The 13,858-nt window shown below is 37.8% G+C and carries 11 protein-coding genes; 4 read left to right on the top strand and 7 right to left on the bottom strand.

Translation table 11 applies throughout. The features are described 5' to 3' along the window. Positions 1–44 precede the first annotated feature (44 nt). Positions 45–908, top strand: coding sequence for a transglutaminase-like domain-containing protein (locus AC04QZ_RS21405; protein ID WP_086547908.1), 864 nt, complete (start codon positions 45–47; stop codon positions 906–908). A gap of 18 nt (positions 909–926) precedes the next feature. Beyond that, positions 927–2,051, top strand: a complete 1,125-nt coding sequence (locus AC04QZ_RS21410; protein ID WP_478359401.1) for a glycoside hydrolase family 18 protein — start codon at positions 927–929, stop codon at positions 2,049–2,051. Here AC04QZ_RS21410 and AC04QZ_RS21415 read toward each other — a convergent pair. The 5 genes from AC04QZ_RS21415 to prfB all read right to left on the bottom strand — a co-directional run bounded on the left by AC04QZ_RS21415 (position 2,046) and on the right by prfB (position 6,583). Continuing rightward, positions 2,046–2,528 (bottom strand): CAP domain-containing protein, encoded by a 483-nt coding sequence (locus AC04QZ_RS21415; protein WP_478359402.1) that lies wholly within the window; start codon positions 2,526–2,528, stop codon positions 2,046–2,048. The two genes, AC04QZ_RS21410 and AC04QZ_RS21415, sit on opposite strands and share 6 nt — an antisense overlap. 69 nt (positions 2,529–2,597) lie before the next feature. Then, on the bottom strand, positions 2,598–3,425 hold the full coding sequence (locus tag AC04QZ_RS21420) for a glycoside hydrolase family 16 protein (protein WP_478359403.1): 828 nt from the start codon (positions 3,423–3,425) through the stop codon (positions 2,598–2,600). 305 nt (positions 3,426–3,730) lie between these two features. Then, positions 3,731–4,543, bottom strand: a complete 813-nt coding sequence (locus tag AC04QZ_RS21425; protein WP_478359404.1) for a hypothetical protein — start codon at positions 4,541–4,543, stop codon at positions 3,731–3,733. A 40-nt stretch (positions 4,544–4,583) separates the two neighbouring features. Next, positions 4,584–5,498: an alpha/beta hydrolase gene (locus tag AC04QZ_RS21430; RefSeq protein ID WP_478359405.1), complete on the bottom strand. Its 915-nt coding sequence runs from the start codon at positions 5,496–5,498 to the stop codon at positions 4,584–4,586. A gap of 10 nt (positions 5,499–5,508) precedes the next feature. Beyond that, a protein-coding gene (gene prfB / locus AC04QZ_RS21435; RefSeq protein ID WP_145954278.1) for a peptide chain release factor 2 occupies positions 5,509–6,583 on the bottom strand; the annotation gives its coding sequence in 2 pieces (ribosomal slippage) (positions 5,509–6,522 and positions 6,524–6,583; 1,074 coding nt in all). Between the two features lie 642 nt (positions 6,584–7,225). Between prfB and AC04QZ_RS21440 the strand changes: the two genes are divergently transcribed. Both AC04QZ_RS21440 and AC04QZ_RS21445 read left to right on the top strand, forming a co-directional pair. Then, on the top strand, positions 7,226–8,482 hold the full coding sequence (locus tag AC04QZ_RS21440; RefSeq protein ID WP_478359406.1) for a 6-bladed beta-propeller: 1,257 nt from the start codon (positions 7,226–7,228) through the stop codon (positions 8,480–8,482). Positions 8,483–8,495: 13 nt separating this feature from the next. Continuing rightward, on the top strand, positions 8,496–11,321 hold the full coding sequence (locus AC04QZ_RS21445; protein WP_478359407.1) for a TonB-dependent receptor: 2,826 nt from the start codon (positions 8,496–8,498) through the stop codon (positions 11,319–11,321). Between the two features lie 18 nt (positions 11,322–11,339). On the opposite strand, the gene AC04QZ_RS21450 is transcribed toward AC04QZ_RS21445, so the two are convergent. Further along, on the bottom strand, positions 11,340–12,644 hold the full coding sequence (locus AC04QZ_RS21450) for an amidohydrolase (RefSeq protein ID WP_478359408.1): 1,305 nt from the start codon (positions 12,642–12,644) through the stop codon (positions 11,340–11,342). A gap of 121 nt (positions 12,645–12,765) precedes the next feature. Continuing rightward, a complete protein-coding gene (locus AC04QZ_RS21455) occupies positions 12,766–13,764 on the bottom strand; it encodes an NHL repeat-containing protein (RefSeq protein ID WP_478359409.1) in 999 nt (332 codons plus the stop codon). Between the last annotated feature and the right edge of the window lie 94 nt (positions 13,765–13,858).

A 13,858-nucleotide genomic window follows, 5' to 3' on the forward strand; every position in this document is an offset into this window, starting at 1 on the left:
AATATTGCAAAAGTAATTAAACACTGCAAACGTAGGTATGTTTTATGGAAAATAACGCAGAGATAAGTGCTTTAGTAAAACTGTTGGATGATCCTGACGAGGAAGTGTTCCATCATGTAGAGAAGAAACTGCTTGAATATGGCGGTGAGGTAGTACATTTTTTAGAAAATGCCTGGGAACAGTCGTTTGATGGCCTGTTGCAGGAGCGGATTGAAAACATTGTTCATCAGATCCAGTTTAAAACGGTTAAAGAAGATTTAAACTTATGGTATTTAAGTGGTGCTTTTGATTTATTGCAAGGTGCATTGATTATTAACCGGTACCAATACCCCGATTTAGATGAGCAAAAGGTAATTAACCAGCTGGAAGAAATTAAAAGAGATATCTGGCTGGGGCTTCAATACGAAATGAGTTCGGTTGAAAAAGTAAAACTGATCAATCATGTTTTGTACCAACAATATGGTTTTGGGGGTAATACCAAAAACCACCACGATCCGCAAAATTCTTATTTAAACCAGGTGCTGGAAAGTAAAAAAGGCAACCAGATTTCGTTGGCCATCATCTATTCTACCCTGGCACAGAAATTAGATTTGCCTGTTTATGGGATCAATTTGCCGCAACACTTTATTTTGGGTTATATAGACGATAGCAAACAGGAAGGAAGCGAATATGGTGTGCTTTTTTACATCAATGCTTTTAACCGCGGTAACATTTTCGGCAAACATGATGTTGATCAGTTTCTGCGTCAGCTTAATTTAGAAGCCCTGCCCGAATATTACAGGCCATGTAGCAATACCGATATTATCCGCCGCGTAATCAGAAACCTGATTTCGGCATACGAAAATGCCGGCGCAACAGAAAAAGTTGCCGAACTAAACGAATTACAAAATATTATTGCCGAAAAATAACCCCTTTAATTTTAGCCCGTGCAGAAAAGAAACGCCGATTACCACACCATCACATTCAGAATAACTGCCTTGGTGGTGTTGACACTACTGTTTTGCTTCCATGTAAAAGCGCAAAAAACAGTAAAACCTAATGTAATTGCATACTACACCGGGCAAAATACAGTAATAGATAGTTTCCCCATTGAAAAACTGAGTCACTTAATTTACAGTTTTGGACACTTAAAAGGCGATAGTTTAAACATTCGATCGGCAAAAGATTCTGCGCTGATTTCGAAAATGATCAGTTTAAAAAAACGCAATCCCGATTTAAAGGTGATGATTGCCATGGGCGGCTGGAGTGCTTGTAAAAACTGCTCTGAAGTATTTAGCAGGGCCGATGGGCGAAAAACATTTGCTAAAACCACCAAAGAAATACTCGATTTTTTTCATGCCGATGGGATAGACATTGATTGGGAATATCCTGCAGTAGTGGGTTTTCCCGGGCATCGGTACACCATAGAGGATAAACATAATTTCACTTTACTGATTAAAGAATTGCGCAAAAAACTAGGCAAAAAGGCCGAAATTAGTTTTGCTGCAGGTGGCACAAAAAACTGTATCGATTCTTGTTTCGAATGGGATAAAGTCATGCCACTGGTAAACCGGGTTAATGTAATGAGTTACGATCTGGTAAGCGGATACGCCACCCAAAGCGGCCACCACACGCCATTATACGCTACCGCCCGACAAGCTTTATCAGGCGATTATGCGGTAAAAGCGCTGATCGATTTAGGTGTACCTGCACAAAAAATTGCGTTAGGGGCAGCATTTTACGCCCGTATTTTCGAAAATACTACCGATGCCAACCAGGGTTTATACCAGCCGACCAAATTTTTAAGGGGTGTTTCTTTTAAAAACTTTACGAAACAGTTTTCCGCTGAGAATGGCTATACCTACTATTGGGATGAGGCAGCCAAAGCACCTTATTACTATAATCCACAAACGCGATACCTCGCCACTTTTGATGATCCTAAATCAATTTCATTAAAAACCAAATATGTAATTGATCAAAAATTAAATGGCATCATGTTTTGGGAGTTGACCGATGACGCTTACAGCAATGGACTACTGGATGTGATTGACAAAACGATAAAAGAATTATAAGGGACTACCGAAGGTAGCCACCCAGTAATTTTGTGCCATACCTGCTCCCGCTTCTTTACTTTTAGCATCCATCATGGCTTTACAATGGCTTACACTATTTTTCCATGCGGTAATTACCAGACCGACCTCGTTATACCCTTTTGCTAAATTTTCTGCCCTAAAATCGCCTTTATAACCAGCATTTAATGCCCGCTCAGCCGGAGTACCGCCATCTTGGGATAAGTGATCAAAATAGTTTTGCTGAGCCATATCTTTGGCATGAAGCATTGCCGCATTTTGCAATTGTTTATTCAAAGATAACGCAGGTACCGGAGGCATGTATTCCGTACCGCAATTACATCCGCTTTGTCTGAGTAGATTAATCTTGCCAATCAATAAATCAGCATTGCTTTCCGGCAAGGTTATTTCTTCCTTTTTGCAATGCACCAATAAAATGCAGAGCAAGACACCAGTCAGCACAATTAGGTATTTTTTCATATTCTATTTTATATGGCAAATGGAGGCAGCCATAAGGCTACCTCCAAATTGAAAGTTTGATTTTCCAGATTAGAAGGCTCTTTCTCTGCCCAGGTAAATATTTTTACCAGTGTAAAAAGTATTACCAGACGGGCCTGGAGAGCCACTATCACCTTCCATTTGCATGTTAATGATGAGCCACATGGGTTTGTTCACCGAGTTGCTCATGGTGTGCTTAGCTACCCAAACATTATCGATATAATAATGGCAGTCTACATCTGTTGCACTTACTTTATTGTACCAGCACTTGTAATTATGATACGAGCCAGCATTAGAAACTGCTGTGAGTTTATTCTCCCAGCCACCATCATAAGTATTCTGCCAATTGGTATTACTGCCTTTAAACTCCATAATATCGCTTTCAGGCGGCCATGAGTTTACTCCTGTAATCCAGAATGCGGGCCAGGTACCTTTGCCTGTTGGTACAGCGAAATCGCCAGAAATGGTATAACTGGGAAACTGATCGTTAATTAGCACCTGCTGTTTGGCATGGCAGGCACCAGAGTTATACCATATCGCCACATTAGTAAAACCGTTAGCCGTACTGTTTCCCGGAGATGAAGCTAAACGCGTAGCTTTAATCGTTAACACACCTCCACTTAACGAAATTTGATTATGGTTAGAAGCGCTGCCCACCATACGTGCAGATCCATTATGATCGGTGCCCCAGGGATAATTATAATTCCATTGCGCCTCAAAATTAGTGTAATTGGCAAAAGAGTTCCCGTCAATCAATGTTTCCCATGCTTTAACCTGGCCTTTTTCTGTTTTAATTTCTTCTTTATCTTTTTTACAAGATAAAATTGATACAAACATGCATACAAATAGGGTGCATAATTTCATTTTTTCATTTCTCATTTTTTTTGATTTAGGTAAATATTTGGTTAAATAATAGGCATACTCTAAACTGATAACCGACATGCCTGTAAACAAAGGTAGACGACGTATCACTAGAAAATGAGGGTCTAAATGGTAAAAATGAAGTGGTAAAATGGGCGTTTTACTTGTCTTTTCTAATTTGGCAGGTTATTCTGATTTAGAATATTGTAGGTATCTGACTTTATTGACAAAAAAGTTATCAAAAACAAAAGCCTGATCATGGCTCATGATCAGGCTCTTATATATTTCTTTACGTTACTTGCAGATGTATTAAGGTATATCGTTTATTTACAGTTGTATACCAGATTATAGGAAGTTGATACTTCGTCAAATATGGCACCAGAGCTTGATTTCTGGGTATTTTTTACAATGATAGATGTTGCATTTCCTTTGGCATCGAACTTATAACTGTAATCTGAAATTACTGCATTGGCATCTCCGGAAGATTGGGTTGTAGATTTGATCACTACATTCTTGGAATGTTTCCCAAAGTAATTCCCAGGCATGTAGTCTATAACCAGCGAAATAGGATCAGATGTTTCGTAAGTATTTACAGCAAGTTGACTTGAATATTCATAAATAGTAGTTTCCACTTCCCCATCAAAATAAGTAACCTTTACCTGTGTTAAGTTACCATTGGTGTATGTAAGTTCGGCGGTAGAGTTAAGTTGGGTATCGAGATAACTTTTTACCACACTCAAATAGCCATCTGCATTGTAGGCATAGGTGCGGGTAACTGGAGTCTTTGAACCATTTACACTAAAAAAATCTGAATTATAGCTGGAAACCGCCCTTCCATCAGCTATAGTAAGTTCTGTAATTTCGCCATCAGGCAATACACCTGTAATTTTTGTAGCAGAATAAGTATACACCCTAGATTCACCATCACTTGTAGCCTTAGTGAGTTTACCTGAAGCATCGTAAGTATAGCTAATTGAATATTGACCAAACATACCTAAATCGGTATTTACTGTCGTTAACTGGCAACCGTTGCTGTTCGGATCCAGGCGTGCATTCCAATTAATTTCTTTTTTACAACCTGCAATTGCAATAATCGCCACCAGGGCCACCATCACATATTTAATTGTTTTTTGCATTAAAATTTCTGGTTAAGAGGTTAAAATATCGGCAAAGATATTAAAATTTCTCTTTTTTCATCCAGGTAGCCAACAAGTTAAACCAGTCTACATCAGAAGTTTTGTTGATCAAACCGAAACCATGACCACCTTTTTCGTACAGGTAAATATCGGTTGCTACCTGATGCTGCTTTAGTGCCCCATTCATCAACACACTGTTTTGGTAAGGCACAGTCTTATCATCTTTAGCATGCACAAAAAAGACAGGAGGCGTTTTTTTATTTACATTTTTATTGGCAGAGAAATAATGTTTTAAACTATCAGCAGGATTTGGCCCCAATAAATTCTTCATGGTACCGGTATGCACCGATTCTTCAAAACTAATTACAGGGTAAATTAATGCAGCAAAATTAGGCTTTAGCGTTATCTTTTCCAGATTGGCAATTTTAAGATCATTATAGTGTGCAACAAGGGTAGAGGCAAAATGACCACCAGCCGAAAAGCCCATAATCCCGATCTTGTTGGTTTTAATTCCATATTTTTTGGCATTCTTCCTGATCAGGTATATCGCTTGCTGTGCATCCTGTAAAGGCCCATAGGTTTTATCAACCATAATCTGATCGCTCGGTAACCGGTACTTCAATACAAAAGCGGTAACGCCAATGGCATTAAATCTTTTGGCCACATCGGTTCCTTCGTGACTAAACGCTAATGCACCATAACCTCCACCCGGGCAAATGATTACTGCAGTTCCGTTGGCGATATTTTTAGGTGCTTCAAAAACCGTAAATGTTGGCACCGATACTTTGGTAATACTCAAAGTACCATTGGCACGAACCTCAGTATTTTCTACATAATCAGCAGGCGTAGCCTTGGCTCCGGGAATTTCTCCTGAATACAGGGGCACAACTTCTTGCGCATTGGAATAGCGAATTACCATAAGCAACAAAATTATAATGATAGATGACTTTGCCATTTTTTTGATTTTAAAATTCCATTAAATAAGCTTTCAGGAAATCGTTTATATCGCCATTCAAAACGGCATCAGGGTTTGAGGTCTGATAATTGGTACGGTGATCTTTTACACGCCTATCATCGAGCACATAACTCCTGATTTGTGAGCCCCATTCTATTTTCTTTTTCGATCCCTCCACCGCAGCAATTGCTTCATTACGTTTCCGTTCTTCAATTTCATATAACTGAGATTTTAATAAACGGATTGCATTCTCTTTATTCTGCAACTGCGATCGCGATTCCTGGTTTTTAATAATAATGCCTGAAGGTTTGTGGTATAAACGCACAGCTGTTTCAACTTTGTTTACATTTTGTCCGCCTGCTCCACCAGCCCTGAATGTTTCAAATTCTATATCAGCAGGATTAATATCAATCTGTATGGTATCATCAACCAGGGGATAAACATACACAGAGGCAAAAGACGTATGCCTGCGGGCATTCGAATCGAATGGAGAAATCCGTACTAAACGGTGTACACCATTTTCGCCTTTAAGATAACCGTAAGAGAAATCGCCATCAAATTGAAGCGTTACCGATTTTATACCGGCTACCTCCCCTTCCTGACTATCCTGCTCGGTAATTTTATACCCATTCTTTTCTCCCCACATCATGTACATCCGCATCAACATATAAGCCCAATCGCAGCTTTCTGTTCCACCGGCCCCGGCAGTAATTTGTAAAACGGCAGAAAGCTGGTCTTCTTTGCTACGGAGCATATTTTTAAGTTCCAGCTCTTCTACGGCAGTTTTACTAATGTCGAACTGGTCTTGTAATTCCTTTTCAGAAGCATCACCCGATTGAAAAAATTCGAACATTACTACTGCATCCTCAACCGCGTTATTGGTTTGGTTAAAGCCATCCGTCCATTTTTTCTTTGAACTAATTTCGGCAAGAATTTTTTCTGCTTTTTTAGGGTCGTCCCAGAAATCGGGCGCCATTGTTAATTTTTCTTCTTCGCGTATGGCGTAAAGTAGCTCATCAACGTCAAAGATACCTCCTCAGCGACGTTACTCTGTCCCTTAAATCTTGAATATTTTCTTTGGTCATGGTAGCAAATATAGTAAATATGAGATACTATTAAGGAGAGCTAACCAAAACCTTAACGATCATCCCTTATTAATGGTGGAGAAAACAGCCATAATACTTTTACCATTTAGAAATTAAAGACATTAAGAGGGTCTGACCAAAACCTTAATTATCTTAACTTCTTAATGGTTTATAATTTAGATCCTTTTACCATTGAGAAATTAAGGACATTAAGAGGATCTGACCAAAACCTTAATTATCTTCACTTCTTAATGGTTTACAATAATTTAGATCCTTTTACCATTGAGAAATTAAGGACATTAAGAGGATCTGACTAAAACCTTAATTATCTTCACTTCTTAATGGTTTACAATAATCTAGATTCTTTTACCATTGAAAAATTAAGGATATCAAAAGGCATTAGGCTAAAATTAAATGACTTATATTTTAACCACGAGTAACCGTAAATTAACACTTCCAGTAACTTAGCTGTTAAAACTTGTTAAAATCAAAAAATGAACAATCAACTAACTATTTAATTGATTAATTTTCGGGAATATTTATCAGATCGACCGGAATTCAAATACACGCCATTATATAAAGTGGCGAAGTTCAAATCAGTCTGTTAATACCAAACAAATATTAACATCTTAACCAACACAAATGAAAATGCTCTTTTTTATTTTAGGGTATTTATTTTTCTGTACGGCAACATTTGCGCAAACAGGCAAAATAGATAGCTCTGAAATGGCCACACTGCGTATCGACCCTCAAACTGCGCGTGGCGCAGCTGTTTCTCAGGTTTTTAGCGAAGTAGAATTTATCCCCCTCGAAACGACTAAAGAAAGTCTGTTTGGCAATATTAGCCAGCTAAAAATCGTAGATGATAATTATGTAATTTTTGACTACGATACCAAGGCAATCTTAGTTTTTTCGAAAGACGGCAAGTATAAATCTAAAATCAATGCAAGTAATATACAACCAGAAAAGAATGATAAAAACAAAGCGGAGTTTTATGGTTTTACTGTGGAAAAAGAAAATAATGTTAATTATATAGTCGTTTTTGCCCATCCTCGTGCATTCTATTTTGATTTAACTGGAAAACAGGTCAAAAAAGTAATGATTAAAGATTACTACAAGCAAAATACTAGTCGAGATTATAAAATTGCAAATAATAATACATCAATAAGGCCAGATTTTAAAGTAAAAAAAGGAACAGACAGTACGCTCTACGAACTTGGAATAATTAACAAAACGGATTCGGTTGGTTATTTCCCTTATAATATAAAAAGATATGAAACCGATGAATTTTGGGGATCGGGTGAGCGTTTCTATAAATACGGAGTTGAAAATGAAATGTTTTACCTCAACTACTATTCTTACAATATCTATAAAGCCAGTCCTTCCAAACTTTCGCTTGCCTACCACATTATATTTCCAGCCGCCAATTCCTTACCGAATGATTTCACAACCAATCCGGTTTACGTTAAAAAGCGTGGGGAATATTTCAGGAACAACCCAAAGGTTTTTTACAGCTTAAGTAATACATATTTAATTGGCAATAATCTTTTTCTCAAAATGCATAATTATGGCTGGGACACAGGAATGAAAAAGGCGCTTATTTATAACCTAAAAAGCAGTGAGTTAACTTCTATACAGGATCTGGAGCCTGATTCACTTTCGTCTTTTTTACCCGTTACTGATGCCAGCGGTAATTTCTATGATTTTCTGAACCGTGGTTTTCATATGTACGAAAACGGTTATTTGTACACTAATTATTCTTCTTTGGCCATGTTTACTTTTAAAGAGCAAAGCGAAGGCAAAACAACGAAGTACCCGCCAAATCTGGAAGCTTATTTTAAAACGCAGAATAAAAAGAGCAACCCAATCATTATTAAACTTAAACCTAAACAAAATTAATTTCCCCATCTAAATGCGCCATACCTTACGCTACCTCATCGTATTTTTAATCTTATTCAGTTCTTACAATGCTAAAGCACAACAAGCTAACCCTACACAAATTGGGGCAGTAAAGGGTGTGATCAGAGATACCACACACAACTACAATTTAAAATCGGCAACAGTATCGTTGTTTAAAGGCGATAGTACCTTAATCAGCTATCAGCTGAGCAATAACTATGGCGAGTTTAGCTTCAAAAACTTGCCACTCAATGCTAAAATGTATGTAGAAATAAGTCATATTGGCTACCAGTTGCTCCGTAAAAACTTCACCATTATTGACGGGAAAGCCGCACTGGATTTAAAAACATTAATTATCTCGATAAAAGACAACAATTTACAGGATGTAGAGATTAGGGTAGCCCCCATTACCATGAATGGCGATACCTTAGAATTTAATGCCGCAGCTTTTAAATTGGATAGTAATGCAGTTGTAGAAGACCTTTTGCGCAAAATACCCAATGTAACCCTATGGGGTGACGGACAGATTACCGTTAACGGCCGTGAAGTAAAGAGTTTATTGGTAAACGGAAAACAATTTTTTGGCGGAGATATTAAAATGGCTACCCAAAACATTGCAAAAAATGCATTAGACAAGGTGCAGGTTTACCGGGAACGGAATGAGAGTAACCCGCTTGACAGTACCTTAACGGTTAATTTAAAGCTTAAAAAAGGAAAAGACATTGGTTATTTTGGCAAAATTGGTGCGGGTTATGGCACCACTAAAAAGTACGAAACTGATGCAAGTTTTAATGTGTTTTCGCCCAAAATGCAACTCGGTATTATTGGCGCAAGCAACAACATTAATAAAACCGCCAATAGCATCAGATCGCTAACCGCTAACAGCACTTTTAAAGGCCTAACGACGAATGTAGAGTATCAGCCCGATTTCAGACAATCAGGCATTAATCAACCGAATATTGGCGGCGTAACTTTTACTTATAATTTCATTGAAAAGCCTGTGTACGATAAACGAAGTACCATAAATGCGAACTATTTTGTGCAGAATAGAAACAATGAAAATAGATATGACGCGCAAACAACCACATCTATTAATGCTACTGATAAAATATTCGACACCAACACCACCACGGGTAATAGCACCTCAACCAATCAAAACTTTACTTCCAGTCTCGATTTTGTTAAAAAAAACCACCGTTTAAATATTAACCAATCGATGTCTTTAAACAATGGCAACTCCAGTAACGACACGCAAAGAAGTGCTTTTAATGGCCAAAATGTGTTAACAAGCACCAATAATACAAAAGGTCAAAATGATTTTAATAACAAGGGCTTTAATCTTGGTATAAGGTATGGTATGTCTCCCAATTATATCACCAGAAAAGAACATACTTTTGGTGGGCTTAACGCAAATTATCAGTTATCAGTAAATGACAATGACAGCCAGAGATCGAATTTAACTTCTTTCAGATCCTTTGTAAATGCGTCCACTAATAGAGATTATGACAGGCGGTATGATACACAGCGGAAATCTTTTAACCAGACCTTATCATTAGAACTGCCGAATTTAAAATCATTATTGTTCGGCTATAAAAATCTTGCAAACTTCGATTTATCCTTAAACAATAATTTAGCACTTAACAACAGCACCGATCATAACCTGGTAGAAGATTTAACGGCTGGTACCTATGCTACAAATACCTATTTAAGCAATAATACCAAAATCAGTACCGTTGACGAAACCCCTGGCTTAACTTTAAGTAAATCTTTCCACAAGAGTTTATCAAACAGATTCAGCAAAAGTTTAAATATTGGGATTTCTGCGAAACAGCGTTTTATTTTTCAGGATAACAAGTCGGATAAGGCGCAGCAAAATATTAACCGAACTTACAACAGATTTGTGCCAGAGGTAAATATCAATTATAGCAATTATCAGTACGGCGAATCTTATAATTCAATATCATTAACCTATAAAACAGATATCACCATACCCAATTTACAACAACTGGCTCCTTTAACCGATAGTACCAATTTGTACAATTTGCAGCGGGGGAATATTAAACTGCGGGAAGCCACTAACAGATCCATTAACTTTAGCTTAGACCGGTCGGATCAGAAAAGCAAAAACACCTTAAATTATAACTTTAGTATTTCGGCGGGTATGATTGATGATGCTATAGTAGACAGTATTTTTATCGACAGCCAAAATAAGCGTACAGCTTATTTAACCAATGCCAATGGAAATAAGTATTTATATGCTAATGGTTATTTAAGAAAAGCTTTGAAACTAAAAACTTCAGAACTGCAGTTAGGCTTAAATGGAGGTATAAATATTGCCAAAAACCCAGGTTATTTGAATGATGTATTCAGTTTTTCGAATACTTTAAATACAGAAGCAAAATTAAGTTTAAACTATACCTACAAGGATAAATTTGCTACTGAAGTAGCACAGGGTTTTAACACTTATCGATCGGAGCAGGAAGCTTTTAACACCAAATACAGTGGATTAAATATAACTACTTCTTTAAGCAGCATTTACAATGTGACCAAAAAATTTACCTTAAGCAGTAACATCAGCTTTAACTCCAGCAAATCGAACAGTGCTGCCAGTATTAATTTTGCCATCTGGAATGCCAGTGCGGTTTATCGCTTTCTGAAAGGGAATAATGCCGAGTTTAAATTCTCAGCAATGGATTTACTTCATCAAAACACCAACATCATTAATTACGGTGGCGCCAACAGTTTTACCCTGGGCACTCAAAATGTATTACAACAATACTTTATGACGACCTTTTCGTATTACCCTAGGCAGTTTGGCAAAAAGCCAGTAAAGAAATAAGATGATTTAACCATCATCTTATTTCTTCATCGACATATAATCTAAAGTAAGATTTGAAAGCAGTTTAACACCCAATACGAAGCCGCTTTCATCAAGATAAAAATCGGGGGTATGGTGCGATGGGGCCTTTAAGGGGTCTTTACCTTTTGGCATTCCACCTAAAAACACAAATAAGCCAGGTACCTTTTCCTGAAAGAAAGAGAAATCTTCTGCGCCTGTAACGGGTGGTTTTAATTTCACATGATCTTTACCTGCTGTATTTTGCATACTTGGCAGCATTTTTTCGGTTAGGGCAATATGATTAAAAGTAACCGGATAATGGTTGCTGTAGGGGATTTTAACCTCGGCGGTAGCCCCACTTGCTTCGGCCGTTTTGGTTACGATGGTTTTAATCCTTTCGATAAACATGGACTCATCTTCCTTGCTAAAGTTACGTACCGTGCCCAGCATTTCTACCTTTTCGGGAATAATATTCGACCGAACACCACCATTAATGGCTCCTATGGTAACCACGCCTGGATTTTCGGTCACATTTAAATTCCGGCTCACAATAGTTTGCAAACCGTTAATAATCTGAGCCGAAACCACCACCGGATCGATACTGCTCCATGGATAAGCCCCATGTGCCTGGCGGCCGGTAACGGTAATCTTCATATCGTTTACAGCAGCCATTGTTCCACCCGGGCGATAAGTTACATCCCCAACTTCGGTTTGAGAATTAATATGCAAACCGAAAATCACATCAACCTTAGGGTTTTCGAGTACACCTTCTTTAATCATTAAGGCTGCACCACCTTCATCTCCGGCAGGTACACCTTCTTCAGCAGGTTGAAATATGAATTTCACCGTTCCTTGAATATCTTTTTGCATAGAAGCCAGCACTTCTGCTACGCCCATTAAAATGGCCACGTGGCTATCATGCCCGCATGCATGCATTACACCTACTTCTTGTCCGTTATATTGTGTTTTTACCTTTGAGGCAAATGGAACATCTACCCGCTCGGTAACCGGCAAGCCGTCCATATCGGCACGCAAGGCCACAACTGGCCCGGGTTTGCCGCCCTTTAGCACACCCACCACCCCTGTTTTTGCGACACCTGTTTTGACCTGTATACCTAAAGATTCCAGATGTTTTGCAATAATGCCAGCTGTTCTTACTTCAGTATTTCCCAATTCAGGATGTTCGTGAAAATCGCGCCTCCAGGCAATTACTTTTTGTTCGATGGCATCCGCTTTTTTCGAAACCAATGGTCTTAAATCTGATTTTTGGGCAAAAGAATTTAATGCCAGCAACGAAAAACCGATCAGGAATATTTTCTTCATGTATGAACTATTTAGTTTAGGTGCCCTAAGCTAAACAATTTTGAGGAGAGATGGAATTGTCTACAATGACAAAAGCCATCCTGTATAAGAATGGCTTTACGTAATTTTATAGAAGCAAATTTTAACCTTTTTTAAATACGATTATCCTTCTTCCATAAACATCGCAGGCAATAACATCTCCATTCGGTGCAACTGTAACATCTACTAAATTCAAAAATGAACCGGCACCTATTTTTTCTTGAATATCTCCGTTTTCATCAGTCTTAATAATAACGCTTTCGCCTGAGTTGGCTATGTAGATATTATCACCAAATGCCCTTAATCCAAAAAGGTAGCCCTTTACAGCAAAAATTTTTAAGAATTTACCGTTCTTGTCAAATACTTCAATACGATTATTCCTTGTATCTGAAACGTATATTTTGTTTCTGAAATAGCATATACCAAATGGGGCATCAAAATCACCTTCTGATTTTCCTTGTTTTCCAAATTTCAAAAGGAGATTACCATTTTGATCATACTTTTTTATCCTATGATTCACACCATCAACGATCCAGATATTCTGTTCATCATCTATCGTCAAACATTCAATATTACCGAAATTGCTATCACCTGTACCATAAGTACCCCATTCCTTTATCAGTTGTTTATTAGGATTAAATATCTGCACATAGCTACTGCTCTGGGTGCGAGTAGCAATATAATTGCCATTACTAAAAAATGCGACGGCTCTGGCAGCAGATCCACTGTAAAATTGCTCAATAAAACTTCCAGTAGAACTGAATTTCAAAACCCTGTTTAACCCTTCATCGCTAACGTAAATATTTCCGGTTTTATCAACTTCAACGTGCATATTAAAGTTAAACTGTGTAGCGCCCGATCCTTCTGAACCAAAAGATAGTGCTTTATAATAGTTAAATGCAGAGGTATATCCAAAATCTGCATCACTAAACCGACTAAAAAACTTTGTACTATTGTAAGTTCTAACTTTATAAAAGTTCTTTGTCAAAGATTTTGCTATTGCTGTATCATCAAAAGTAGTATCGGTTAACTCTTTTAACAAAACATACTTCTGGGTAACATCATTAAACTTATATAGCTGATACTTTTGAGCCAATGGCATTGGTGTCCAAGAAATGGTGATCCGAGTTCCGTAAATGCCTTTTGTGGCTTTTAGATTTATCGGGCGGTCAACATCGAGTGTGTCGATGATTCTT

This window comes from Pedobacter folensis (assembly GCF_056490665.1).